Consider the following 23,932-nt stretch of genomic DNA (forward strand, 5'->3'; position numbering starts at 1 on the left):
GCACCTGCCGTCGACGGCGGCCGTTCCCCTGCGGGGCGCGGCCGCCGCCGTCGTTAACCGGAAGGTCGCCCGTAGGTCCACCTGGGAAGGGTGCGGGCCGGCCGGCGTCGGGCCAACCCCGGCGGGGTGGGCCCCTAGACTGGCTCCATGACAGCCGCAACGGACCTCCACACCCTGCTCGCCACGATGCGCCCGGAACTGCGCGGAGGCGAGTTCGTCTACACCCTCTGGCCGCACGGACGGCCGCTTGAAGGGACGATCGAAGCCGCCGTTCGTGAGGCGGAAGGAATGACCGTTGTCCTGCCGCGCAAGGACGCTGACACCCTCGGACTGTCCTACGACTTCGTCGGCGCCTGGATCACCCTCCAGGTACATTCCTCGCTTGACGCCATCGGCCTGACGGCAGCCGTCAGCACCGCCCTCACGGACGCAAAAATCAGCTGCAATGTCCTCGCCGGCTTCCATCACGACCACATCCTGGTCCCCGTCGCAGATGCCGACCGGGCGCTGGAGGCGCTGCACGAACTGGCCGCCGCGCACGGCGAGCACACGCCTGCCCCGGAGCTGGTGCTCCGCACAGGGCGGCCCGCGGACCGGTCCGCCATCCTCGCCCTCACCGCCGCCGCCTTCGTCGTCTCCCCGGTCAGCGGCCTGCCGGCCGACGGCGGGCCCGGGGAAGTCCGTTTGGTGGGTGCGCTCTTTGACTGTGCCGAATTCCTGCCGGAGTTCAGCATCGTTGCGGAGCTCGACGGCGCCGTCGTGGGGCACGTGATCAGCACCCGCGGGCGCGCGGGCGAACTGGACCTGCTGGGACTGGGGCCGATCGGTGTGCTGCCGAGACTGCAGCGCCACGGCATTGGCAGCGCGCTGATGCAGGAGACCATTGCCCGGGCCAACGCTGCGGGGGAGCGGGGCATCGCGCTGCTCGGCGACCCGGAATACTACTCGCGCTTTGGCTTTGTGCCATCGACATCCCTCGGGGTTGAGCCACCCTGTGCAGCCTGGGGTCCGCACTTCCAGTTGCTGCCGCTGGCACTCTGGCCGGGCGGGGTGAGCGGAAGCTTCCACTACGCCGAGGCGTTTGGCATCGCTGAGACCAGCGCCCGGCGGGCTATTATGGACCGGGCGCCCCAGTAGCCCAATTGGCAGAGGCAGCGGACTTAAAATCCGCGTGTTGTGGGTTCGAGTCCCACCTGGGGCACACTTTATGGCGCCTGCCGATTCCTGGCCAGATTTCCTCTATGCAACGAGTGTTATAAGGATGTGACCGTAGTCACTTTGGATCGGGCCGGAAGTGCACTAGCTTGAAGGTAAATCAGGAACACCTGATCTTTCGCATCAAAGGCCGTTCGCACCTTTAGATCGAGGAGATTGTAAATGACTTCACTCCCCCAGGCGGCACCCCGCATCGCTAAGCTGACCGCGCTTAGCATCGGCGTTGCCCTTCTGGCTACGGCTTGTGGTGGCTCGTCCACCCCGTCGTCGTCCGGATCCGGAACCGCTTCGGCCAACGCCGCTGCAGGCATCGCGTGCCCCGCACCGAGCGCCACTGCCGGCGCCAAGTCGACCGCCGCAGCCGGCGGGGCCGTTCCGGCCTCCACGACCACCACCGAAACCGCTCTTAAGCTTGGATCGCTCCTGCCGACAACGGGGTCGCTGGCGTTCCTCGGCCCGCCCGAAATCGCTGGCGTCAACCTTGGTATCAAGGAAGTCAATGACGCCGGGGGTGTGCTGGGCAAGCCCGTTGAAATCATCCACCGCGACTCCGGTGACACCAAAACCGATATCGCCACGCAGTCCACCAGCGCCCTGCTCGGACAGGGTGTCAGCGCAGTCATTGGTGCCGCTTCCTCGGGTGTCTCCAAGACCGTCATCAACCAGATCACCGGCGCAGGCGTCATCCAGTTCTCGCCGGCAAATACCTCCCCGGACTTCACCGCCTGGGATGACAAGGGTCTGTTCTGGCGCACCGCCCCGTCGGACGTTCTCCAGGGCAAGGTCCTCGGCAACTACATGGCGACCTGTGGCGCCCAGACCGTTGGCATGATCGTCCTGAACGACGCGTACGGGACCGGCCTGGCCAAGAACGTACAGTCCGCTTTTGAGGCAGCCGGCGGCAAGGTTGTTGCCCAGGAACTCTTCAACGAAGGCGATTCGCAGTTCAGCAGCCAGGTGGACAAGGTGCTTGCGGCCAAGCCGGATGCCATCGCCCTGATCACCTTTGACCAGGCCAAGAGCATTGTTCCGCTGATGACGGGCAAGGGCGTCAAGCCCACCCAGATGTTCATGGTGGACGGCAACATGTCCGACTACAGCAAGGACTTCCAGGCAGGCACCCTGAAGGGCGCCCAGGGCACCATCCCGGGCACCTTCGCCAAGGACGACTTCAAGAAGAAGCTGCTGGCCATCGATCCCGCGCTGAAGGACTACAGCTATTCAGGCGAGTCCTACGATGCCGTGAACCTGATCGCACTGGCAGCAGAGGAAGCCAAGAGCACCAAGGGAACTGACATCGCGGCGCACCTGAAGGACGTGTCTGAAGGCGGCGAAAAGTGCAACGACTTCCCCTCCTGCGTCACCCTGCTGCGCAACGGCAAGGACATCGACTACGACGGCCAGTCCGGCCCCGTAACGTTCTCCGACGCCGGCGACCCGACAGAGGCCTACATCGGCATCTACGAGTTCCAGGATGACAACACCTACAAGCCGGTCAAGGAAGAATTCGGCAAGCTGTAAGCTCGCCCTTCCCTAGCCGCAAAAGGCCCCCGCCCAATGGGCGGGGGCCTATTGTATGCCCGGGAGGAAGGCTGCCAACAATGCCGCCCGGCGTGGCGATGCTGCCCGGCGTGGCGCCGCTGCCGCCGTTGCGCCGGGACGCCGGCGGCCGCACCCGTTGCCCCGGCGGGGACCCGGCGGCCGCAGCCGTTGCGCCGGCGTGGCGCCGCCGCCGTTGCGCGGGGACTGGCGGCCGCACCCGGTACCCGGCGGTCGCATCCGGGACCGGGGATCCCGCCGGTCCCGTGAGTGCGGAGCTGGCGGCGCCGGGCGCGCAGAAGGGCCGCCACCGGTTGGTGACGGCCCCTGCTGTTGCTGCGGAGTTGCGGAGAACTACTCGACGGTGTCGGCGAGCGTACCCAGGTACAGCTGGATGACCTTGGGGTCCTTCATCAGTTCCCGGCCGGTGCCGGTGTACGCGTCCTTGCCCTGGTCCAGGACGTAGCCGCGGTCACAGATCTGCAGGCAGCGCCGGGCGTTCTGTTCGACCATAATGACCGAGACGCCCGCACGGTTGATTTCGTGGACCCGGAGGAAGGTCTCGTCCTGTTTGACCGGGGAAAGGCCGGCGGAGGGCTCGTCAAGCAGCAGCACTGCCGGGTCCATCATCAGGGCCCGGCCCATCGCCACCATCTGGCGTTCACCGCCGGAGAGTGATCCCGCGCGCTGGGCCCGCCGCTTGCCAAGTTCCGGGAACAGGCCGGTGACGAAGTCGAAGCGCTCGGCAAAGTCCTTGGGCCGCTGGAACATGCCCATCTGGAGGTTCTCCTCGATGGTCAGCGCCGCGAACACGTTGTTGTTCTGCGGCACAAACCCGATGCCCCGGCTGACGAGCTTGTTGGCCTTAAGCCCGGTGATGTCCTGGCCGCGGACCACAACGGAACCGGAGTGGACCTTCACCAGGCCGAACATCGCCTTCAGGAGTGTGGACTTGCCGGCTCCGTTGGGGCCGATGATGCCGATGAGCTCGCCCTTGCGGGCCTCGATACTGCAGCCATTGAGGATATTAACGCCGGGGATGTAGCCCGCCACCAGGTCGGTGACCTTGACGACCGAATCCTCGTCGTGGACTGGCGTAGCGGCGGGGGCCGCACTGGTGGCGCTCATTGGGTGTCCTTTTCTGTGCTGTTCGGCTCATCTGCGCTGCGCCTGCCGTGCGCGGCACCGTTGCCGTCCGCCGGCGCGTCCGTTTCGGAACCGACGATATCCAGGGAGATGATGCCGGCGTTGTCGGTGCCCACAATCGACTCCTCGTCGGCCCCCAGTTCGGCCGCGAGCTCTTTGATGCCTTCCGAATCGCCGAGATCCACGTCGTGGTGGGCGCCCAGGTAGGCGTCGATCACGGCGGGGTTCTTCATTACGTCGGCAGGCGGACCTTCGGCTACGATCCGGCCCTCGGCCATCACCACCACCCAGTCGGCGATGTGCCGGACCATGTGCATGTCGTGTTCAACAAACAACACGGTCATGCCCTCAGCCTTGAGGTTCTTGATGTGGTCCAGGAGCGACTGGGTCAGCGCGGGGTTGACGCCGGCCATCGGTTCGTCAAGCATCACGAGCTTGGGCCTGACCATCAGCGAACGGGCCATTTCCAGGAGCTTGCGCTGGCCGCCGGAAAGTGACGCAGCATAGTCGTCCTTTTTGGCGTCCAGCTTGAACTTCCGCAGCAGCACGTCGGCGTCGGCGGTAATCTGCTTTTCCTGGCCGCCCCAGATTCCTTTGAACAGGGCCTTGGAAAGTCGTTCACCGGACTGGTTGGAGGCACCAAGACGCATGTTTTCCATCACCGTCAGCTTGCCCATCACCTTGGTCAGCTGGAAGGTGCGGACCATGCCCATCCGGGCCACCTTGTAGGAGGAGACGCCGGCCAGACTGTTGCCTTCGAACTGCCACTTGCCCGTGTTGGGTGTGTCGAAGCCGGTCAGCAGGTTAAACAGCGTGGTCTTGCCGGCGCCGTTGGGCCCGATGAGTGCGGTGATTTTGTGCCGGGGGATCTCGAGGTACTCGACGTCGACGGCGTTGATGCCGCCGAAGCTGCGGGTGACGTTTTCGGCCACCACGATCGGGTCGCGCTTTTTGCAGCCCGGAGCAGTCTCCCCGGCCGCGATCGGCCGCGAATCCGTCATGTAGTCGATTTCTTCCGGGTTATCCGCGGGACGGGGTGTATCGCTCTGCGTGCTCATGCGAAAGCCAGCTCCTTTTTGTTGCCGAGGACACCCTGGGGCCTGAAGATCATCAACAGCATCAGCGCGACACCCACAAGGATGTACCGCAGCTGCCCGGCCTGGACCGTGTTGAGCCAGGTGACGGCGCCGGATTCGATCAGGCCATACAGGATGCCTTGTGTGAGGGACAGGACGACCCAGAAGATCATGGCGCCAATCACCGGCCCCAGCACCGTGCCCAGGCCGCCAAGCAGCAGGCAGGTGTAGAGGAAGAACGTCAGTTCGGTCCCGTAGTTCGCCGGCTGGACTGCGCCGCGGGGGAGGGTGAAGATCATGCCTGCGAGGGCGCCGAGGACGCCGCCGATGATCAAAGCCTGCATCTTGTAGGCGTACACGTTCTTGCCCAGCGAACGGACAGCATTTTCGTCCTCGCGGATGCCCTTAAGGACTCGGCCCCAGGGGCTGCGCATAAGCAGCCAGATCACCAGGCAGAGAAGGGCCACCACGGTCCAGGCGACAACCCGGATGAAGAAGTCGCGGTTGTTCATCCCCAGGTAGGAACCTTCGGGGAAAGGGTTCATGGCATAGAAGTCGCCTTCGAAAGCGGCGAGGCCGTTGGCCGAACCGGTGACGGCGGTCAGCTGGTTGGTTGTGACAATGTAGCGGACGATTTCCGCCGCCGCGATTGTCACGATGGCCAAGTAGTCGGCCCGCAGCCGGAGGGTGGGGATACCGAGGAGCAGGGCGAAGATGGCTGAACACACCACGGCGATGAGGAGCCCGACGAAGAACGGGGCGCCGAAGGTCAGGGTGGAGATGGCGAAACCGTAGGCGCCCACCGCCATAAAGCCGGCTTGACCGAAGTTGAGCAGGCCTGAGTAGCCAAAGTGAACCGCAAGGCCGAGGGTTGCGAGGGCGTATGCCGCCGTCGTCGGGCTGAACAGTTCACCGGCAGCACTGGAAAATATGAATCCGAAGTCCATGGCTGTCTCCTAACCCACGCGCTCGCGCCGGCCCAAGATGCCTTGGGGCCGGAACAGAAGGACAATAATCATAATGAACAGTGCTCCCACGTATTTGAGGTCGGCGGCGAGGCCGAACACGGTGGTCAGCTCCACAAAGATACCGACGATGATGGATCCGATCAGGGCGCCCCATACCGTGCCAAGGCCACCCAGGGTGACGCCGGCGAAGATGAGCAGCAGGATCTGCGATCCCATATCGAAGGTGACGCCGGGCCGGTAGTAGGCCCACAGGATGCCGCCGAGAGAGGCCAGCATGCCGCCGGTGACCCAGACAATCCGGATCACAGAGTCGACGTCGATGCCCGAAGCCGCCGCCAGCGCCGGGTTGTCGGCGACCGCGCGGGTGGCTTTGCCGAGCCGGGTCTTGAGCAGGATGATCCCGAGCAGCGCGATCACCACGGCGCTGATCACAAGGGACCACAGGTTGTTGGGGGAAATGGAGATCAACCCGATCTGGATCTCCGTGCTCTGTGCGTACGGCAGCTGCTGGGTGGCGCCGCCGAAGAAGAACTGGATGACGTAGCGCACGGCCAGGGCGAGGCCGATGCTGACGATCATCATGGGCACCAGGCCGGTGCCCCGGCGGCGCAGCGGCTTCCACAGGCCAGCGTCCTGGAAGTAGCCAAAGAGGCCGCCGCCGAGCAGCGCGAGCACAACGGCCAGCCAGAACGGGAGGTTCATGGCGTTGAAAGCGAAGACCAGGACGGCGCCGAGGGTGACCATTTCGCCGTGTGCGAAGTTGGTCAGCCCGGTAGTGCCGAAAATCAGCGACAGACCCACCGATGCGAGGGCCAGCAGAAGTCCGAAACTCAGGCCCGCCACCAGGCGGTTGACCAGGTTCTTGCCAAAGTCCTGCTGTTGGACGACGATGCCTTCACCGAAGGCGAAGATCACCGAAAGGTTCGACGTCTGGCTAAAGGTGACCTGGCGGGGGTTCTCCTGGCCGGCTGCGAGCTTGCGGCCGTCCGGGAGGGTGGATTCGTTGAGTTTGACCTCATAGGTTCCCTGCTTCGGGACACCAATGGACCACGAACCGTTTTCCGCGGATTTCGTCGACCCGGTGAAGCCGTCGCCGGTGGCACTGATTTCTACGCCGACAAGCGGGGTGCGGTCGTCGCCGCGCAGGAATCCGCTGATGTTGTTGGTAAACGTCCCGGTCGGTTGAGACGTGGTTGCCGACGGTGATGGTGCCGGTGCGGGGCTCGTGGCCTGCGATGCCGGCGCGACGATCAGCAGCAGTGCGGCGACGGCGGCAAAAACGGCCCCCACAGCTTTCAGCAATCTGCCGCGCCGTCTTTGCGACAGGCCTCTCGGTGTGCTTCTCAAAATGAAAACCTCCACATGGGGTGGTGTGGGTTGCGCCATTGCAACCGATGCGAACAGTCAAGGTGACGGAAGGTAAAACCTGGTGCGATGCGGTCGAGATGTCCAGCTTGTGATATCCGTCACCCTATTTGGCCCATGTTACAGCCCGTCCGGGGCAATGAATGCCCTCCGGAGCAGGCAGAACGTCGCGATCAGGTAACAACCGTGAAGCATCGGCGACGGGGTGGTTTACCCGGCCTAAAGTAAACTTTTGTTGATCTGGAGTATGCCTAAACAGTCGTCGGTCGACGGTGCCCGCGGCCCGCGGCCCGGCGGCAGGGAGGTCACAGTCGGGTTGCAGCCAAGCGCTGGCGGGAACTAACGCTGCCCGTCAGCGGTTGGAATTGGTAGCGTGTACTTAGCTGACACGAACAGTTCACCACCGGATCACCACACCCCTTTATATGGAGGACAGCTTCAATGGCACTTGGCGGAAACCCAGTCTTCAACGGAAAGAACTTCCGTGGAGCAACCCAGGCACCGCCTGCCCCGCAGGCGTTCGGGCAGGGCGCCCACGGCCGGTCCGGCTGGAACGCGTCCCCCCAGGCGATGACGCAGGACCAGCTCCAGGACATGTACAACCGGCCCGCCGCCGGCCCCGCGGACACGGGCCGGATGAGCTATGACGATGTCATCATAAAGACCGCTGTCTGCCTTGGCGCCGTGATCGCCGGCGCCGCAGTCACGCTCGTGGTGGCGGAGGGCTTGGCCTATACGCTGATGATTGCCGGTGCGCTGGGCGGTTTTGTCCTCGCCCTTGTCAACACCTTCAAGAAGCAGCCCTCACCGGCGCTGATCCTCGCCTACGCGGGACTCGAGGGGTTGTTCCTCGGTGGCCTGACGCGGATCCTCGACGGGATGTTCCCGGGTGTCGGACTGCAAGCCGTGATCGGCACTCTCTCCGTGTTCGCTGTGACCCTGGTGCTCTTCAGGAGCGGCAAGGTTCGGGCCACACCGAAGGCCATGCGCTTTTTTATGATTGCCTTGATTGGCTACGCCGTCTTCGCGCTCATCAACATGGTGATGATGTGGACCGGCGCGGTCCAGGAGCCGTTTGGGCTCCGGACCAGCGTGGAGATCTTCGGCATTCCCCTCGGTGTTTTTATCGGCGTGCTGGCGATCGGTCTGGCCGCGTTCTCGCTGATCATGGACTTCACCAGCATTGAAGCCGGCGTCCGCAGCGGCGCCCCGCAGCGCTTCTCCTGGACCGCCGCCTTCGGCCTCACTGTGACGCTGGTATGGCTATACGTGGAGATCATCCGGCTGCTGGCGATCCTGCGCGGCAACGACTAACAGAGTCAGGCCACACCGGCCGCCGTGAGCTCAGAAAGCGGGCCCAGCCAGTTCACTTGGCGGGGCCCGCTTTTGTGCGCCGGGGCCGCTTTTTGTGCGCCGGGCCCGAGGGCATCAGCTGAGCCGCTCCAGCACCACGGCCATGCCCTGGCCGCCGCCAACACAGAGCGTGGCCAGACCCAGCTGGGCATCCCGCTCCCTGAGCCCGTTCAACAGGGTGGTGGTCATTCGGGCGCCGGTCATACCAAACGGATGCCCCAACGCGATGGCGCCGCCGTTGACGTTGAGTTTGCTGTGGTCGATGCCAAGCTCCTTGGCGCTGGCGAGGACCTGGACGGCGAAGGCCTCGTTGAGTTCCACGAGGTCGATATCCCCGATGCCCAGCCCGGCGAGCTGCAGAGCCCGCCTGCTGGCCTCTACCGGGCCCAGTCCCATCAGCTCGGGGGACAGGGCGCTGACGCCGGTGGAGAGAATCCGGGCCAGCGGCGTCAGCCCGAGTTCGGCGGCCCGACGGTCGCTCATGACCACGAGGGCGGCGGCCCCGTCGTTCAGCGGGCAGGCGTTCCCGGCAGTAACGGTGCCACCAGCGCGGAACACCGGCTGCAGTGCGCTGACCGAGCCAAGGGTCACCGCAGCCCGGGGGGAGTCGTCCCGGTCGATCACGGTGCCGTCCCTGCGCGTGTAGGGGGTGATTTCGCGGGCATAGAATCCGGCGGCGATGGCTGCCTCGGTGCGGTTTTGGCTCAGCACGGCCCAGTCGTCCTGGTCGGCCCGGCTGATGCCGTACGTCGTGGCGACGTTCTCGGCGGTCTGGCCCATGGCGATGTAGATGTCCGGCATCCGCCCGCCCAGCCGCGGATCCGTCCACGGTGTATTCGATGCGGCCCGCGCAGCCGTGCGTTGGCGGGCGGCATCGAAGAGCGGGTTATGTGTGCTTGCGTCCGTCTCGCCGGCGCCGGCCCAGTCCCGGTACCGTGAGACCGCTTCGACTCCCGCCGCCACAAATGCCCGGCCTTCGCCGGCCTTGATCGCGTGGAAGGCCATGCGGAGCGTTTGCAGGCTGGAGGCGCAGAACCGGTTGACTGTGGCGGCCGGGACGTTGTCCAGCCCGGCCAGGATGGTGACCACCCTGGCCATATTGGAACCCGCTTCGCCGCTGGGCTCAGCACAGCCAAGATAGAGATCGTCCAGGCCCTGGCCGGTGGCATCAGCGGCGTCGAACGATGGAATCCGGGCCAGTGCCGCGGCGACCATGGCGGCAGCGATGTCGTCGGGCCGCTCATCTTTCAGCGAGCCTTTAAAAGCGCGTCCGATGGGGCTTCTGGCAGTGGAAACAATGACTGCTTCTGGCATGCGCCCAGCCTACGCTCCGGTCAGGCCAGGCGCAGGGCTCCTGCGGCGGGACGCACGGTAAAGATGTCCGGCGGTGCAAAACCGGCAGCGCCGAAGGCCTGTTCGACGGCGGCACGGACCTGCCGTTGGGCCGCCACCGGGGTGAGCGCAATCGCTGAGCCGCCGAAGCCGCCACCGGTCATCCTGGCGCCGAGGGCGCCGGCCGAACGGGCGGCGTGCACCGCGAGATCCAGCTCGGCGCAGGAGATCTCGAAGTCGTCGCGCATCGAGGCGTGGGACGCATCCAGCACCGGCCCGATCGCGGCGGGCCCGGCGCTGCCGAGCAGCTCGAGGATCTGCAGCACACGGTTGTTTTCCGTCACAACGTGCCGCACCCGACGGAACGTCTTGTCGTCCAGAAGTCCAGCAGCTTCCGCCAGGTCCTCGAGTTCGACGTCGCGAAGGGCCTGTACCCCGAGGACCTCCGAGCCGAGTTCGCAGGCGGCCCGCCGGGCGGCATAGCCGCCGGCGGAGTGGGAATGCGACACCTTGGTGTCGATCACAAGCGTGACCAGCCCGGCGCTTTCGGCATCGAAGGGCACGAGCCGGAAGCTCCGGTCCCGGCAGTCCAGGAACACGGCCTGCCCGGCCGCGCCGCGCAAGGAGGCGGTCTGGTCCATGATGCCGGTCGGCGCGCCGACAAAGTCGTTCTCCGCTTGCCGGGTGGCCAGCACCATCTCGTCCACACCCAGCCCGGCAGCAGTAAGTTCATTCAGCGCCGTAATGACGGCGCATTCAATGGCATGGGACGAGGACAGCCCGGCCCCCCGGGGTACGTCCGAGGCCAGGAGGATGTCCAGGCCCGGGACCGGGAGCCCGCGCTGCTGCAGTGCCCAGAGAACACCGAGTGGATACTTCGTCCAGCCTCGGGCCGTGCCGCGGTCCAGGGCGCCGGCGTTGGCCGTCGTCATTCCCTGGTTGCCGAACGTGGACAGCAGCCGGAGGGTCGAATCGGGCCGGATCCGGACGGCCACCCGGGCTGCCTTGTCGATCGCAAACGGCAGCACGAACCCCTCGTTGTAATCGGTGTGCTCGCCGATCAGGTTGACCCGGCCCGGGGCCTGCCAGACGCCGTCGGGGGCCACCCCGAACGCGCTGTGGAACCGGGCCGCCAGTTCGCCAGTGCCCGGCGGCCGGGTCATGGCTGTGCGGCTAACGTGATGCGGCTCATGGGTCCACGCTATACGGATTGCCGGGCCGGTCTGTACGGTGGTGCGCATGGATCAGACGAGCTTCGTTCCCCACAACGAATCCGCGGCAGGCGGCGGCAGGGCGCGGCGTTATGCCTCCGGCAGGCAATACGAGCTGCGGCGCGGTGACGCCCTGGCCGTGGTGACCGAACTGGCAGCCGGCCTTCGGGTCTACAGCCGCGGCGGCACCCAGTTGACCGAGAGCTACGGCGAGGCCGAGATTCCGCCCGGTGCCACCGGCATCACCCTGGCGCCCTGGGCCAACCGGGTGGAAGACGGGCTGTGGTACCTCAACGGCAAAAAACAACAGCTCGACATCACCGAGGTCTCGCGCAACAACGCCAGCCACGGGCTGCTGCGCAACACCGCTTACATGCTGGTGGAGGAATCGGAGTTCTCGGTCACCCTCGAAGCAGTGATCTTTCCCCAGCACGGCTATCCATTCCTGCTCCGCCACCGGGTCCGCTACGAACTCGCCGGGGACCTGGGCCTGGTGGTGCGGCAGAGCCTCGTCAACGACTCGCAGGAACCGGCCCCCTTTGTCCTGGGCGCGCACCCCTATCTCCGGTTGGGGGAGCTGCCCGGCGAGGAGCTCACGCTCACGGTCCGCGCCCGCACCAGGCTCGTGACGGACGGCCGGCTCATTCCGCGCAGCACCGAACCGGCCAGCGGGGACTTTGACCTGCGTGCCGGACGGCCCGTCGCGGCACTGGATATCGATGCTGCCTACACGGATCTGGAGTTCGACGGCGGCATCGCCCGCCACACCCTCAGCGCGCCGGACGGCCAAAGTGTGACCCTCTGGCAGGAGGCCAACTGCGGCTACGTCCATGTTTTTGTCACTACCGAATTTCCCGGCCGGACCAAAGCGGTGGCCCTTGAACCCATGACCGGGCCGGCCAATGCCTTTAACAGCGGCGACGGTCTCCGCTGGCTGGACCCGGGGGAACCGTTCACGATGACGTGGGGCATCAGCGCGGACCTCAAGCGCTGAGCGGGCTCCGGGTTTCCCATCCGGGCGGCGCTGGTGAATCATTGGGCTATGACGCCAGCTGACGATGCCGCCTTGCCGAACCGGCCGACCACACACGGCCCGGCCGCACCGCTGCGGTCCGTCACGGACCGGGAAATCGACGAGGACATCCCGTACGGCGTGCGGATCGCGGCGTCCTGGTCCTGGCGGCTCTTGCTCATCATTGTTGTGGCCGGTGCCCTCGTGTGGCTGCTGGGCAGGATCAGTTTTCTGGTGATTCCGGTGATGGTTGCGGCCCTCCTCGCCGGGCTGCTGGCCCCGGTCAAGGACCTGCTCCGGAGAAGCCACGTCCCGAACGGCCTCGCCGTCGCCTTCACCGTCCTGGGCTTTATCGGTGTGATCGGCGGTTCCCTGGCACTTGTCGGCCGGCAGCTCACGTCCGGTTTCGCCGAACTGTGGAGTCAGGCCCTGACCGGAGTCCAAAAAGTCCAGGTCTGGCTCGCGGACGGCCCGCTGCACCTGACGGCGGCCCAGATCGACCAGTACCTGCAGGACGGCACCGCCGCCTTGCAGAACAACAGCAGCAGCATCCTCAACGGCGCTCTGTCCTTCGGCAGCACCGCCGGGCATTTCGCTGCCGGAATGGTCCTGGCGCTTTTTATCCTCATCTTCTTCCTGCTGGAAGGGGACCGCATCTGGGCCTTCCTTGTCCGGCTGCTGCCCAGGCAGGCCCGCCCCGCGACGGACGGGGCCGGGCGGGTGGGCTGGTCCTCGATGGTGAGCTACGCGCGGATCCAGATGTTCGTGGCCTTTGTGGACGCGGTGGGGATCGGTGTGGGTGCGGCAGTTATCGGTGTGCCGCTGGCGTTGCCGCTGGGCGTGCTGGTGTTCCTGGGCTCCTTTATCCCGATTATCGGCGCCCTCGTGACCGGCGCCGTTGCCGTCCTGCTGGCCCTCGTCGCCAACGGCTGGGTCAACGCCTTGATTATGCTGGGCATCGTCCTGCTGGTCCAGCAACTGGAGAGCCACATCCTGCAGCCGCTGGTTATGGGCAAGGCTGTATCGCTGCACCCGGTGGCCGTGATCCTCGCCGTCGCCGCAGGCTCCTATCTCGCCGGGATTCCCGGAGCCCTGTTCTCCGTTCCCATCCTCGCCGTAGCAAACTCGTCGATTCGCTACATTGCGGGCAGAACGTGGGAACATAAAAGTGCGTCGGCCACCGCGGGCCAGCAGGGCTTCCCTGTTCCTGCAGCCGGCGCCGATACCACCGTGAGGGACGCCCGGCTGCCGGGCGCAGCCGCCGGTCGCGGCGACGATGCCGGTACTGAGCCAACAGAAGGAGACTAGTTCGTGAACACCCTCGAGAGCCTGCCCGTCACGCTGGACGATGTCCTGGAGGCGCAGAAGCTGCTCGACGGGATCATTACGCGGACGCCCGTTGAATCCTCCCGCGCCCTGGGCGGGATGGTCGGCGGCGAGGTGTTCCTCAAGTGTGAGAACCTGCAGCGGGCCGGTTCCTTTAAAGTCCGTGGTGCCTACGTCCGGATGGCCAAACTCTCCCCGGCGGAGAAGAAGCGCGGCGTGGTGGCGGCCTCGGCCGGCAACCACGCCCAGGGCGTGGCCGTTGCCGCCAAGAGCCTGGGCATCAATGCCCGCATCTACATGCCGCTCGGCGTCGCGTTGCCCAAGCTCGCCGCGACCCGCAGCCACGGGGCCGAAGTGGTCCTGCACGGCCATAATGTTGACGAGGCCCTCGCCGAAGCCAAACGCTATGCGGACGAGACCGGCGCAGTTTTCGTCCACCCCTTTGACGACGTCGACATCGTCGCCGGGCAGGGCACCGTGGGGCTGGAAATCCTGGAACAGCTGCCCCAGGTCGACACCATCCTGATGGGCGTCGGCGGCGGCGGGCTGCTCGCCGGGGTGGCCGTGGCCGTAAAGGCCAGGGCCAAGGAACTCGGCCGGGAGATCAGGATCATCGGCGTCCAGGCCGAGAACGCCGCCGCCTACCCGCCGTCGCTCGCCGCGGACGCCCTAGTCCCGCTCAAACGCGTGTCCACGATGGCCGACGGCATCGCCGTCGGCCGGCCGGGCCAGCTGCCCTTCAGCATCATCAGGGAACTTGTCGACGACGTCGTCACCGTCAGCGAGGACGCCCTCGCCCGGGCGCTGATCTTCCTGCTCGAACGGGCCAAAATGGTGGTGGAGCCGGCCGGGGCCGTGGGGGTTGCTGCCCTGATGGAAGGAAAGATCGAAAATCCCGGCACCGTGGCCGTGGTGCTCTCCGGCGGGAACATCGATCCGATGCTGATGCTCAAGGTCATCCAGCGCGGGCTCTCCGCCGCCGGCCGGTACATGACCGTCCGGATGATGCTTGACGACCGTCCCGGCTCACTGGCGACGATCGCCCGGATCATCGCCGAGAACGACGCCAACGTGACGGGTCTGGACCACACCCGGGTGGGCGGTTCGATCAGTATGGGCGATGTGTCCATCACGGTGAACCTGGAAACAAAGGGCCACGAGCACGGCGAGAAAGTCCTCGCGGCGCTGCGGGCCGAAGGCTTCCAACCGATCGTTGTGCATTAGGGGACCACTGTGCTTAACTCCACCAGCGGCAGGCCGCGTGCCGGCGACACCACAGCCGGGCGTGCCCGCACGGGATTGCTGGTCGTGGGTTCGTTTGTGCTGGTGCTCTACGTCATCGAGATCATCAACACCCTGCTGCAGCATTCGCTCAATGGCGTGTTCGGCCTGCGGCCGCGCAGCCCCGACGGGATCCTGGACATCCTGACGTTCCCGCTGCTGCACGCGAACCTGGCGCACCTGTTCTCCAACACACTTCCGTTGATCATCTTCGGTTTCCTGGTGTTGCTCTCAGGGCTGCGGGTGTTTTTTACCACACTGGCGCTGAGCTGGCTGGCCTCGGGCGCGGCGGTGTGGCTGATCGGCGGTTTGCGCGTCACGGTTGGGGCGTCGGGCCTGGTTTTCGGGCTCCTCGCGTTTTTGCTGGTGCGCGGCTTTTTCAACCGCAACTGGTGGCAGATCCTGCTCTCGGTGGTGCTCTTCCTGAGCTACGGCGGCATCCTGTTCGGTGTACTGCCCACTGTGACGGCGTTCATCTCCTGGCAGGCGCACCTGGGCGGCGCAATCGGCGGAGTACTCGCAGCCCTGCTTTTGCGTTCGCCCCGGGCCGCTACCCGCGCGAACTAGCGGCAACCTGGCAACGAACGACGCCGGCCCTCCCGTGGGGGAGGGCCGGCGTCGTTTGCTGCTGGCGGTTCAGGGCAGGTCAGCCGGCGTACGGCTTGGCGGAGATGATCTCCACCGTGATGTCCTTGCCGTTCGGGGCGGTGTAGCTGAGCTTGTCGCCCTCCTTGTGGCCGACGATGGCAGCGCCCAGGGGGGACTTCTCACTGAAGACGTCAAGATCCGAGTCACCCGCGATCTCCCGTGAGCCGAGCAGGAACGACTCCTCGTCGCCGGCGATTTTGGCAACAACAATCATGCCGGGCTCGACGATTCCGTCATCGGCAGGGGATTCGCCCACATGGGCGTCCCGGAGCAACGCGGTCAGCTGGCGGATGCGGGCTTCGATCTTGCCCTGCTCCTCCTTGGCCGCGTGGTAGCCGCCGTTTTCCTTGAGGTCGCCTTCCTGGCGGGCGGCCTCAATCTTCTGGACGATTTCCGCCCGGCCGGGGCCGGAGAGGTGGTCCAGCTCTGCCTTCAGGCGGTCAAAAGCTTCCTGGGTAAGCCAAGCTGCAGTTGCGCTGTTGGTGGTAGACACGGACTTCTCCTTTATGGTCAAACAAGCAAAGACCCCGCCACGGTGGCCACTTTTAGGACGCAGTAACCAGCTCAGCGGGGCAAAGGTATTGATCCATTGTAGTCAATCCCTTGGATAAACCAAAGATTGCTGCGGCCTGGATCACACCGTGTTCCCGAACCGAGTCCGTACGTTGCGCTATTTGCTTGCGTCAGGGATCCAGCAAGTGTCCACGAGGCCGGAGACGGCCTGGGACTCGGTGCGCACAGTGGCGCGGTGGGAGGTGGTGCGCCCGCCGTCGGTTCCCGCGTCGGCGGCATTGGGGGCAATGTCCACGACCTTCCAGCCGACGACGGCGAACTTGGCATCCAGCGTTTTGACAGCGCATTTCGCTGCCGTGCCCGGTTCCTTGGTGACCTGAAAATCGACCTCCGCGACCGTGGCGTCCGGGGTGCTGTAGCCGATGTCCTTGGAGGTGACGCTCGCTGTCGCGTTGGACGCCGCGACCCATGCCAAAAAGGCCAGCCCGACCGCGAGGGCCAGCACGAGGATGGCGCGTTTTGCCTTGCGGCTCAGCGCCGGCTTTTGACCACCGTAACGATTGGCTAGGCTGGGAGATACCGGCGCGGGCGCGGCAGGCTGATCCTTGGAAGTCACTGCTTCAGTTTAGTGTGGATCGGGCGCGCTGTTCACCGTGGCGCCGATCCGGCTTGTTGTGCCCGCCAATATTCCTGTCCCTGAAGATGAAAGAGGAGCCGTCCACGATGACAGCGTCCACCACCTCGTCAGCGCCGCTCCGGCTGTTGGCCGTCCATGCGCATCCCGACGACGAATCCAGCAAGGGTGCCGCCACGATGGCCATGTACGCCGCAGCCGGCGTTGACGTCCTGGTGGCCACCTGCACGGACGGCTCGCGCGGTGACATCCAGAATCCGGCCATGGCGGCCATGCCGCACCCCAAACGCGATATGGCCGGAGCCCGCAACCTGGAGATGGCGCGTGCCGCCGCGGTACTGGGAGTCCGCCAGCGCTGGCTCGGTTTCGTCGACTCCGGGTTGCCCGAAGGTGATCCGCTCCCGCCGTTGCCGGTTGGCTCTTTCGCGACGCTGCCGCTGGAACAGGCGGCAGCGCCCCTCGTCCGGCTGGTCCGCAGCTTCAAGCCCCAAGTCATCCTGAGCTACGACGAGAACGGTGGCTACCCGCACCCGGACCACATTATGGCCCACCGTGTTGCCGTCGAGGCCTTCGAAGCCGCAGGTGACCCGGCCCGCTACCCGGAGGCCGGCGCAGCCTGGGCGCCGAGCAAGCTCTACTACGACCGTGCGTTCAGCCCCGAACGTTTCCATGCCCTGCATGTGGCGCTGGAGGAAACCGGTCTCCAGTCGCCCTACGCCGAGCGCATCGCTGCCTGGCTCGAAGCCGACGCGGAAGGCCACACCCCGCCGGCGCCCACCCATCCGACGACCACCCAGATCGAGTGCGGGGATTTCTTCGAAGCCCGCGACGACGCGCTCCGTGCCCACCGCACCCAGGTTGACCCGGAAGGCTTCTTCTTCGCCGTCACACCGGCAATGCAGCGCCGGGTCTGGCCCTGGGAGGACTACTCGCTGATCCAATCCCGGGTTAGCTCGGAACTGCCGGAAAAGGACTTCTTCGCCGGGCTAAGATAGAGCTAAAGGGCTTTTCTATGACGTGTAGAAGACGTCGTGGAAGCCGTTCCAACGCAGCTCCGCGTCCCGCCCCGCCGGACCGCCAACCAGCCCCACAGAAGGTCCTCACCGTGCATCCCTTGCTTATCGCCCTGGCAACCTCCCCGGCTCCCGCCCCGTCGCCGTCACTGCGTGAGGGCCTCTCCCAGGATCAGGTCACGCCCGGCCTGCTCGGGTTCCTCCTGACGGCCTTTATCGTGGTGCTGACGGCGCTCCTGATTGTGGACATGGTCCGGCGGATCCGCCGGGTCCGGTACCGCGCCCAGGTGGAGGAGGAACGCATGGCCGCCGCCGGAGCAGCCGCCAATGACGGAGCTGCGAAGACCCCCGCAGCCCGTGAATCCGGCCGGCCCGCGGACAGCCCGGAGACCACCGGCAAGGCAGAACCCGGAAACCACTGACGACTCCCCAGCCGCGGTCCGGCACCGTAGGGTGGCGCCGTCGTCGAAGACAGCTTGCGCACCTCCCCGGTGCCGCGGGGCGTGGATGCGGACTCTAGCTCAGCACGGCTATGGCAATGGCGATGTAGTGCGCAGCGAAAGCAAAAACCGTGAGTGCGTGGAAGAGCTCGTGGAAACCGAAGTGTTCATAGCTGAAGTTCGGCTTTTTCATCGCGTAGAAGACGGCGCCGGTGATGTAGAGGGCACCGCCGGCACAAATCAGCACGGCAGCGGCGACATTGGCGGTAAAAAAGTCCGGCAGGTAGAACAGCGCGCCGCAACCCAGTGCAATGTAGATCGGCACGTACAGCCACCGCGGCGCGTCCGTCCACAGCAAGCGGAACAGCACGCCCAGGATGGCCCCGGTCCAGATCACCCACAGCAGCACTTCGGCTTTGGGCCGGTCCAGGAGCGCCCAGGCGAGCGGCGTGTAGCTGCCGGCGATGACCAGCATGATGTTGGTATGGTCCAGCCGCTTCAACACGATCTTTACGCCCGCTGACCAGTTCCCGCGGTGGTAGATGGCGCTGATGCCGAACAACAGGACACCGGTGAAGGCGTAGACCGCGGACGCAATCTTCAGGTCCGGCGTCGGTGCCAGCAGCACCAGGACCAGGCCCGCTGCCAGTGCCAGCGGAGCCGTCACGGTGTGGATCCAGCCGCGCCACTTGGGTTTGATCATCAGGAGTTCGGCCAGTCGCACGGCAGCGTCGTCCATCGGGCCGGTCCCGCGCTCCGCAGGCTCATCCGGCCGGGGCTCGGGACTGTTGCTTTCCATGCCGCAATAATAAACTACGGCGCAGTAAGTTACCTTCGAGTAACAAGATGCCCGGTGCAGAATCGTCACGTTCATGCGCCACGGCCGGCACCGCGGCAGGTAGCCTAGGTTGTGCACTGACGTCGTACTTCAAGGAAGCCAGGTGAAACTCCGGATGGAAATGCCCGGGTTCCTCTATGGCTTCTATGAGCGCAAGTTACAGCGCTCCCTGGACCCGGAACGCATCCCCCGGCACATCGGCGTCATGGTGGACGGCAACCGCCGCTGGGCGCGGCAGTTCAACGCTCCAACCAGCCAGGGACACCAGGCCGGTGCCGACAAGATCCACGAGTTCCTCGGCTGGTGCCAGGAACTGGGCGTCAAGGTGGTAACCCTGTACATGCTGTCCACTGACAACATGAGCCGTTCCGGCGAAGAACTGGACCTGCTGATGGGTATCATTGCCAACACGCTGGACAGGCTGGACGGGGACGCCGAGATTTCGGTCCACGCCATGGGTGCACCGGAATTGCTCCCCGATTACCTCGCCGCCCGGCTCAACCGGCTCACGGCCCGTACCCCGGCGCGCGAGAAGCTCCACGTCAATGTTGCCGTCGGCTACGGCGGTCGCCGTGAAATCGTCGATGCCGTCCGGGAACTGCTGCACGACGCCGTCGGACGCGGTGCGGACATCGGGAAACTCTCCGAGGAACTCAGTGTTGATGACATCTCACGTTTCCTCTACACCCGCGGCCAGCCCGATCCGGACCTCGTGATCCGGACCTCCGGGGAGCAGCGGCTATCAGGGTTCCTGATGTGGCAAAGTGCTTACAGCGAGTTCTATTTCTGCGAAGCCCTGTGGCCGGCCTTCCGGAAAGTGGACTTCCTGCGGGCCCTGCGCGACTACGCCGGCAGGCAACGGCGCTACGGCTCCTGACGCGTCATCCCGTGTTCACCCGATGGCAACAGGAATCGCCGGGGAATGGACAACCAAACGCCGCCCGCGGGACGTACGTTAATCCCATCAGCAGGCAAGCCGCCGGCTGATCGGGGAGGCCAGTACATGGAGCGGAAGTTCGCACCGGGTGTATGGGAGGCCGTGTCCGGCCTCAAGGCCGAGCCGCCTCACCACTAACAATTCCGGGCATACGCCCCGGGGCTGGAGTCGATGTGGCTATTTCTGAACAACTGCCCGACGTTGCGAGCGACCAGGGACAGAAAGCTACCTCTCGCGCCAAGCGAGCCACCGCAGAGACCGGTACAGGGCAGAGCGCCGCTGGAGCCGGTCTTGCTGTTTCCGGGGAAGGAACAGCACAACCGGAACCGGCCCGGAGCTTCGTGATCGACACCTCGGTGCTGCTCTCTGACCCGCGGGCCCTGCTGCGCTTCGCGGAACACGAAGTGATTCTGCCGATAGTCGTCATCACCGAACTGGAAGGCAAGCGCCACGATCCCGAGCTCGGCTATTTCGCCCGCAAGGCGCTCCGGCTCCTCGATGACCTGCGGGTCCAGCACGGCGGACTCGACCGACCCATCCCGCTCGGCCACGACGGCGGCACGCTGATGGTGGAGCTGAACCACATTTCATCCGAGGTGCTCCCGGCCGGCTTCCGCGGCGGGGACAACGACAGCCGGATCCTCGCCGTCGCCAAGAACCTTGCCAACGAAGGCCGGGACGTCACTGTGGTGTCCAAAGACCTCCCAATGCGTGTCAAAGCGTCGGCCATGGGCCTGCAGGCCGACGAGTACCGCAACGAACTCGTTAAGGACTCCGGCTGGACCGGCGTCGCGGAAATTGATGCCAGCGAGCAGGACGTCTCGACGCTCTACGGCCACGAGCCCGTCTTCATCCCGGAAGCCGCGGAGCTGCCGACCAACACCGGCCTGGTGCTGCTCTCGCCGCGGGGCTCTGCCCTGGGCCGGGTAGGGGCTGACAAACAGGTCCGGCTGGTGCGGGGTGACCGGGACGTCTTCGGGCTGCACGGGCGGTCAGCCGAACAGCGGCTGGCGATCGACCTGCTGATGGACCCCGCGGTCGGTATTGTGTCCCTCGGCGGCCGGGCCGGCACCGGGAAGTCGGCGCTGGCCCTGTGCGCGGGGCTTGAGGCGGTCCTGGAGCGCCAGGAACACCGCAAGGTGATTGTCTTCCGTCCGCTCTACGCCGTGGGCGGCCAGGAGCTTGGCTACCTGCCCGGTTCCGAAGCGGAGAAAATGAACCCGTGGGCGCAGGCCGTCTTTGACACGCTCGGGGCACTGGTCAGCCAGGAAGTCGTGGAGGAAGTGATGGACCGCGGCATGCTCGAAGTGATGCCGTTGACCCACATCCGCGGGCGTTCGCTGCATGACGCGTTTGTGATCGTGGATGAGGCCCAGTCGCTCGAGAAGAACGTGCTGCTGACAGTGATGAGCCGGATCGGGCAGAACTCCAAGATTGTCCTCACCCACGACGTCGCCCAGCGCGACAACCTCCGGGTCGGCCGGCACGACGGCGTGGCCGCCGTCGTCGAGACACTCAAGGGACACCCGCTCTTCGGCCACGTCACCCTCACCCGTTCGGAGCGCTCGCCGATCGCCGCGTTGGTGACCGAACTGCTCGAAGGGGCGGAGATCTAAGTCCTCGGTCTTTGGCTCGCCTGTGCGGGGGGCCGTGGCTGGGTTCGCCGGGCCGCGGCACCTTCGCCGTCGCTTAGACACGACGGTTGCCGCCCGCTTCGGTCGCTGGGCGACCTTTGGGGCAGCACGCGTCGCGATGCGCTCCTACGCGAAGGACCCCCGGCGCGGCTGGAAAGCGTCACACCTTCGCGGGGCTGCGGTGTTCCGCTAAGGAGCGCATCGCCGACCAAAGCGAAGCGAAGGTCGCCCAGCGACCGCAGCGGAGCGACGGGAGGTGTCTAAGCGGTGGCGGGACGCCGCTGCCACGCTTCGGCTAGCTCTGGATCTCCAGGTACTTCGCCGTGGGTTCGTGGCCTTGGACCTGCAGCGTCCAGTCGGGGCGGTTGAACGTGGCGGGGGTGAGACGGACCTTCTGGGTTTCCTGGCGCCGGCCTCCCCAGGCGGCGCGCGCAACGCCGTTGAGTTCGTAGCCGAGGGAACGGGAGACGCCGAGGGACTGCTGGTTCCAGAGGGCCGCTTCGGATTCCGCGACCTCCGCGCCGAGCCAGTCGAAGGCGTAGAGGGCTACCGCGGCCCGCATCTCCTTGCCAAGCCCCGTGCCCTGCGCGCCCTGCTTCAACCAGGAACCGGTGCTCACCGTCTTGAGGGTGGCGAAATCCTTGGCCTCGATGTCCTGGCAGCCGATGAATTCGCCGTCGAGCCAGATGCCCAGCAGCAGGGTCCATTCCTGCGGGGACATGTTTCCGCGGCACCGCCAGTACCACTGGGCCATGTTCCGGCCGAGCTCCTCGGCCGGAGCCTCCGCCCACGGGTTGCTGAAGGGGCTGCGGCCCGGTTCGTGGATGCCGGTCAAGGCAGCCTGCGCAGCCGCGGGGATCTCCTCGTCCCGGATCGGCCGCAACACCAGCCGGGGTGTGGTCAGGGTGAGGCCGAAGGGCGGCCAGAAGCGGGCGAGTTCAGTCATCCGGGAAGCCTAGCCGCGCCGCGCGCACCCGGCCAGTCATACGCGCCGTCAGCCGGCCGGGATTTCCCAACTAATGTGCCTGCGGACATCCGTCAGGTTCATGGACTCGGCGAGGAACAGGTCATCGAGCATGTACTCGTCCACGGCAAGGATCCGGAGCCAATGCCCATACCCGTCCGGTTCGTGGCCGGGCCCGCCAACTTCCAGCCAGCGGCTCGCCACACAGACGCCCGTGCCGGCGTCGATCCTTACCAGGGTGCGCCCTGGCCGGCACAGCGGCGCCCCGGGGTCGCCGGGACGGTAGCCGGGGTTCGGGGTTACGGTGCATTCCAGTGCTGGGCGGCCCTCGTGCATCACGTCCTTGATGGTGCCAAGCTCCACGGCGTTGGCCGCGGGAAACTCCAACGGCACCGGGGCGTTGCCTGCCAGTTCCACCGGGTCGAGGGCTGCGGCGAATCGGCCGTTGCCGAAGCCTGGCTCGCCGTAGGCGGCTTCGGGGCGGCGCCGGACCAGGCCGCGGTCATCGTAGACCGGGGTAACGAGGTGGGGCGGCAGCAGCCAGGTCTTCCTGGTCGAGCTGACGTAGAACACGTCACGGGAATCATTGATCCCGGTGGTGCTTTGCAGGACCAGCCCGTCCGCGGACTCCAGCCGCAGGGCTCCGGGGCGGCGCAGCCACGCACGCACCAGGCCCTGGGGATTGCCGTTAAGGGATGCGGCGGAACCGTCGGCGAGAGGACGGTCCACGTACTCGAAGCGCAGGGACTGCCACCGCCATGGCGAGGAACGGCACAGGTTACGGAACGCGGCGGCCTGCTCCCCGGGGTCCCCGGGGCCGCTTGGCCCGCGCGCGTACGAACTTTCCCATCCGGCCATATCCACAGTTTACGCGCGTGCCCGGCCACGGCAGCGGAATTTCCCGTAGCATCCGAGGATGATCCAACGACTCGGCGGGCTGGGGGAAGTGGCGCCGCTGGCCTTCTGGCTGGTGCTGCTGGCGTGCCTCTTCCTGGCGGTGACAGCCGTCCGGCTCGCCGTCATCGACGTCAGGCACCATCTGCTACCGGACCGGATCGTGTTTCCGGCCTACGCGGTCGCCGCTGCGCTGCTGCTGGGTTCGGTGGCCGCCCATGCGGCGGCGGGCGCCCCCGCGCTGGCGGCGGTGCCGGACGGCGGTGCCGGACTCTTCGGGCTGCCCGGACTGCGTGTGGTGGCCGGGGGAGCGGCGCTGTGGGTTTTCTACTTCCTGCTCCGGGCCGTGTATCCGCCGGGGATGGGATTTGGCGACGTTAAGCTCGCCGGGGTACTCGGAATGTATCTGGGGTTCCTCGGCTGGCAGCACGTTTTTGCCGGGACCTTCGCTGCGTTCCTGCTCGGCGGACTATGGAGCCTGGCGCTGATCGTTTCGCGGCGCGGGACGGTCAAATCGAGCATTCCCTTCGGACCGTTTATGCTGGCCGGCACCGCGGCGGCCATGCTGCTCCTGCCTGCCGGCTAAGGCGGGG

At 66.0% G+C, this 23,932-nt stretch carries 23 protein-coding genes and 1 tRNA gene; 13 read left to right on the forward strand and 11 right to left on the reverse strand.

The window, feature by feature from the left end; genetic code table 11:
* The first annotated feature begins 147 nt into the window (after window positions 1-147).
* From QK287_RS02800 to QK287_RS02810, 3 genes are all read left to right on the forward strand, one after another.
* Window positions 148-1,137, forward strand: a complete 990-nt coding sequence (locus QK287_RS02800; RefSeq protein ID WP_282359133.1) for an N-acetyltransferase — start codon at window positions 148-150, stop codon at window positions 1,135-1,137.
* Window positions 1,128-1,201: transfer RNA gene (locus QK287_RS02805), tRNA-Leu, on the forward strand. Before QK287_RS02800 ends, QK287_RS02805 begins: the two co-directional genes overlap by 10 nt.
* Window positions 1,202-1,377: 176 nt before the next feature.
* Window positions 1,378-2,736 carry an ABC transporter substrate-binding protein gene (locus QK287_RS02810; protein ID WP_226775041.1) on the forward strand — a complete coding sequence of 453 codons (1,359 nt, stop codon included), beginning with the start codon at window positions 1,378-1,380 and terminating at the stop codon, window positions 2,734-2,736.
* 372 nt (window positions 2,737-3,108) lie between these two features.
* On the opposite strand, the gene QK287_RS02815 is transcribed toward QK287_RS02810, so the two are convergent.
* The 4 genes from QK287_RS02815 to QK287_RS02830 are packed head-to-tail and all read right to left on the reverse strand — an operon-like array spanning window position 3,109 to window position 7,234.
* Window positions 3,109-3,882: an ABC transporter ATP-binding protein gene (locus tag QK287_RS02815; protein ID WP_226775040.1), complete on the reverse strand. Its 774-nt coding sequence runs from the start codon at window positions 3,880-3,882 to the stop codon at window positions 3,109-3,111.
* The gene (locus QK287_RS02820; protein WP_282359136.1) at window positions 3,879-4,958 is read right to left on the reverse strand and encodes an ABC transporter ATP-binding protein; all 1,080 of its coding nucleotides are present in this window, start codon (window positions 4,956-4,958) and stop codon (window positions 3,879-3,881) included. The genes QK287_RS02815 and QK287_RS02820 overlap by 4 nt, the downstream gene beginning before the upstream one ends.
* Entirely contained in the window at window positions 4,955-5,923 is a 969-nt protein-coding gene (locus tag QK287_RS02825) for a branched-chain amino acid ABC transporter permease (RefSeq protein WP_226775038.1), read from the reverse strand. The genes QK287_RS02820 and QK287_RS02825 overlap by 4 nt, the downstream gene beginning before the upstream one ends.
* A 9-nt stretch (window positions 5,924-5,932) precedes the next feature.
* Window positions 5,933-7,234, reverse strand: a complete 1,302-nt coding sequence (locus QK287_RS02830; protein WP_226775037.1) for a branched-chain amino acid ABC transporter permease — start codon at window positions 7,232-7,234, stop codon at window positions 5,933-5,935.
* A gap of 516 nt (window positions 7,235-7,750) precedes the next feature.
* On the opposite strand from QK287_RS02830, the gene QK287_RS02835 reads away from it, so the two are divergent.
* Entirely contained in the window at window positions 7,751-8,623 is an 873-nt protein-coding gene (locus QK287_RS02835) for a Bax inhibitor-1/YccA family protein (RefSeq protein ID WP_282359139.1), read from the forward strand.
* Between the two features lie 114 nt (window positions 8,624-8,737).
* On the opposite strand, the gene QK287_RS02840 is transcribed toward QK287_RS02835, so the two are convergent.
* Together QK287_RS02840 and galK are read right to left on the reverse strand one after the other, a co-directional pair.
* The gene (locus tag QK287_RS02840; protein ID WP_282359141.1) at window positions 8,738-9,976 is read right to left on the reverse strand and encodes an acetyl-CoA C-acetyltransferase; all 1,239 of its coding nucleotides are present in this window, start codon (window positions 9,974-9,976) and stop codon (window positions 8,738-8,740) included.
* 20 nt (window positions 9,977-9,996) lie between these two features.
* Window positions 9,997-11,157, reverse strand: a complete 1,161-nt coding sequence (gene galK / locus QK287_RS02845; RefSeq protein ID WP_282359142.1) for a galactokinase — start codon at window positions 11,155-11,157, stop codon at window positions 9,997-9,999.
* A 76-nt stretch (window positions 11,158-11,233) separates the two neighbouring features.
* On the opposite strand from galK, the gene QK287_RS02850 reads away from it, so the two are divergent.
* Genes QK287_RS02850 through QK287_RS02865 form a run of 4 tightly spaced genes read left to right on the forward strand, consistent with a single transcriptional unit; the run spans window position 11,234 to window position 15,391 of the window.
* Window positions 11,234-12,199 (forward strand): aldose 1-epimerase family protein, encoded by a 966-nt coding sequence (locus QK287_RS02850; protein WP_282359143.1) that lies wholly within the window; start codon window positions 11,234-11,236, stop codon window positions 12,197-12,199.
* 48 nt (window positions 12,200-12,247) lie between these two features.
* Window positions 12,248-13,525: an AI-2E family transporter gene (locus tag QK287_RS02855; RefSeq protein ID WP_282359145.1), complete on the forward strand. Its 1,278-nt coding sequence runs from the start codon at window positions 12,248-12,250 to the stop codon at window positions 13,523-13,525.
* 3 nt (window positions 13,526-13,528) lie between these two features.
* Complete coding sequence (gene ilvA / locus QK287_RS02860; protein WP_226773527.1) at window positions 13,529-14,767, forward strand: threonine ammonia-lyase; 1,239 nt, start codon at window positions 13,529-13,531, stop codon at window positions 14,765-14,767.
* A gap of 9 nt (window positions 14,768-14,776) precedes the next feature.
* Window positions 14,777-15,391 carry a rhomboid family intramembrane serine protease gene (locus QK287_RS02865; RefSeq protein WP_282359147.1) on the forward strand — a complete coding sequence of 205 codons (615 nt, stop codon included), beginning with the start codon at window positions 14,777-14,779 and terminating at the stop codon, window positions 15,389-15,391.
* Between the two features lie 79 nt (window positions 15,392-15,470).
* Here QK287_RS02865 and greA read toward each other — a convergent pair whose 3' ends face one another.
* Together greA and QK287_RS02875 are read right to left on the reverse strand one after the other, a co-directional pair.
* Window positions 15,471-15,965: a transcription elongation factor GreA gene (greA, locus tag QK287_RS02870; RefSeq protein WP_226773525.1), complete on the reverse strand. Its 495-nt coding sequence runs from the start codon at window positions 15,963-15,965 to the stop codon at window positions 15,471-15,473.
* A gap of 177 nt (window positions 15,966-16,142) precedes the next feature.
* Window positions 16,143-16,601, reverse strand: coding sequence for a DUF4307 domain-containing protein (locus tag QK287_RS02875; RefSeq protein ID WP_226773524.1), 459 nt, complete (start codon window positions 16,599-16,601; stop codon window positions 16,143-16,145).
* A gap of 107 nt (window positions 16,602-16,708) precedes the next feature.
* Between QK287_RS02875 and mca the strand changes: the two genes are divergently transcribed.
* Complete coding sequence (gene mca, locus QK287_RS02880; protein WP_226773523.1) at window positions 16,709-17,614, forward strand: mycothiol conjugate amidase Mca; 906 nt, start codon at window positions 16,709-16,711, stop codon at window positions 17,612-17,614.
* Between the two features lie 110 nt (window positions 17,615-17,724).
* The gene (locus QK287_RS02885; protein ID WP_282359152.1) at window positions 17,725-18,054 is read left to right on the forward strand and encodes a hypothetical protein; all 330 of its coding nucleotides are present in this window, start codon (window positions 17,725-17,727) and stop codon (window positions 18,052-18,054) included.
* 94 nt (window positions 18,055-18,148) lie between these two features.
* Here the strand turns inward: QK287_RS02885 and QK287_RS02890 are convergent, their stop codons facing one another.
* On the reverse strand, window positions 18,149-18,811 hold the full coding sequence (locus QK287_RS02890; protein ID WP_226773530.1) for a hemolysin III family protein: 663 nt from the start codon (window positions 18,809-18,811) through the stop codon (window positions 18,149-18,151).
* Window positions 18,812-19,025: 214 nt separating this feature from the next.
* On the opposite strand from QK287_RS02890, the gene QK287_RS02895 reads away from it, so the two are divergent.
* Together QK287_RS02895 and QK287_RS02900 are read left to right on the forward strand one after the other, a co-directional pair.
* The gene (locus QK287_RS02895; protein ID WP_226773529.1) at window positions 19,026-19,787 is read left to right on the forward strand and encodes an isoprenyl transferase; all 762 of its coding nucleotides are present in this window, start codon (window positions 19,026-19,028) and stop codon (window positions 19,785-19,787) included.
* A gap of 233 nt (window positions 19,788-20,020) precedes the next feature.
* The gene (locus QK287_RS02900; RefSeq protein WP_226773521.1) at window positions 20,021-21,463 is read left to right on the forward strand and encodes a PhoH family protein; all 1,443 of its coding nucleotides are present in this window, start codon (window positions 20,021-20,023) and stop codon (window positions 21,461-21,463) included.
* 313 nt (window positions 21,464-21,776) lie between these two features.
* Here the strand turns inward: QK287_RS02900 and QK287_RS02905 are convergent, their stop codons facing one another.
* Window positions 21,777-22,427, reverse strand: a complete 651-nt coding sequence (locus QK287_RS02905) for a GNAT family protein (RefSeq protein WP_282359153.1) — start codon at window positions 22,425-22,427, stop codon at window positions 21,777-21,779.
* A gap of 48 nt (window positions 22,428-22,475) precedes the next feature.
* Window positions 22,476-23,303 (reverse strand): hypothetical protein, encoded by an 828-nt coding sequence (locus QK287_RS02910; protein ID WP_226773519.1) that lies wholly within the window; start codon window positions 23,301-23,303, stop codon window positions 22,476-22,478.
* Between the two features lie 58 nt (window positions 23,304-23,361).
* Here QK287_RS02910 and QK287_RS02915 point away from each other — a divergent pair, with 58 nt between their 5' ends.
* The gene (locus QK287_RS02915) at window positions 23,362-23,925 is read left to right on the forward strand and encodes an A24 family peptidase (protein ID WP_282359154.1); all 564 of its coding nucleotides are present in this window, start codon (window positions 23,362-23,364) and stop codon (window positions 23,923-23,925) included.
* Window positions 23,926-23,932 lie beyond the last annotated feature (7 nt).

The sequence above is a fragment of the Arthrobacter sp. AL05 genome (assembly GCF_029960715.1).
GTDB lineage: Bacteria > Actinomycetota > Actinomycetes > Actinomycetales > Micrococcaceae > Arthrobacter.

What these genes read in the sequence shown, in the direction of transcription:
- QK287_RS02915 (WP_282359154.1), top strand. Translation starts at nt 23,362, where the DNA reads ATGATCCAACGACTCGGCGGGCTGGGGGAAGTGGCGCCGCTGGCCTTC.
- QK287_RS02815 (WP_226775040.1), bottom strand. Translation starts at nt 3,882, where the DNA reads ATGAGCGCCACCAGTGCGGCCCCCGCCGCTACGCCAGTCCACGACGAG.
- galK (WP_282359142.1), bottom strand. Translation starts at nt 11,157, where the DNA reads ATGACCCGGCCGCCGGGCACTGGCGAACTGGCGGCCCGGTTCCACAGC.
- QK287_RS02905 (WP_282359153.1), bottom strand. Translation starts at nt 22,427, where the DNA reads ATGACTGAACTCGCCCGCTTCTGGCCGCCCTTCGGCCTCACCCTGACC.
- QK287_RS02855 (WP_282359145.1), top strand. Translation starts at nt 12,248, where the DNA reads ATGACGCCAGCTGACGATGCCGCCTTGCCGAACCGGCCGACCACACAC.
- mca (WP_226773523.1), top strand. Translation starts at nt 16,709, where the DNA reads ATGACAGCGTCCACCACCTCGTCAGCGCCGCTCCGGCTGTTGGCCGTC.
- QK287_RS02820 (WP_282359136.1), bottom strand. Translation starts at nt 4,958, where the DNA reads ATGAGCACGCAGAGCGATACACCCCGTCCCGCGGATAACCCGGAAGAA.
- QK287_RS02895 (WP_226773529.1), top strand. Translation starts at nt 19,026, where the DNA reads ATGGAAATGCCCGGGTTCCTCTATGGCTTCTATGAGCGCAAGTTACAG.
- QK287_RS02810 (WP_226775041.1), top strand. Translation starts at nt 1,378, where the DNA reads ATGACTTCACTCCCCCAGGCGGCACCCCGCATCGCTAAGCTGACCGCG.
- QK287_RS02840 (WP_282359141.1), bottom strand. Translation starts at nt 9,976, where the DNA reads ATGCCAGAAGCAGTCATTGTTTCCACTGCCAGAAGCCCCATCGGACGC.
- QK287_RS02825 (WP_226775038.1), bottom strand. Translation starts at nt 5,923, where the DNA reads ATGGACTTCGGATTCATATTTTCCAGTGCTGCCGGTGAACTGTTCAGC.
- QK287_RS02800 (WP_282359133.1), top strand. Translation starts at nt 148, where the DNA reads ATGACAGCCGCAACGGACCTCCACACCCTGCTCGCCACGATGCGCCCG.
- QK287_RS02850 (WP_282359143.1), top strand. Translation starts at nt 11,234, where the DNA reads ATGGATCAGACGAGCTTCGTTCCCCACAACGAATCCGCGGCAGGCGGC.
- QK287_RS02835 (WP_282359139.1), top strand. Translation starts at nt 7,751, where the DNA reads ATGGCACTTGGCGGAAACCCAGTCTTCAACGGAAAGAACTTCCGTGGA.
- QK287_RS02890 (WP_226773530.1), bottom strand. Translation starts at nt 18,811, where the DNA reads ATGGACGACGCTGCCGTGCGACTGGCCGAACTCCTGATGATCAAACCC.
- QK287_RS02910 (WP_226773519.1), bottom strand. Translation starts at nt 23,303, where the DNA reads ATGGCCGGATGGGAAAGTTCGTACGCGCGCGGGCCAAGCGGCCCCGGG.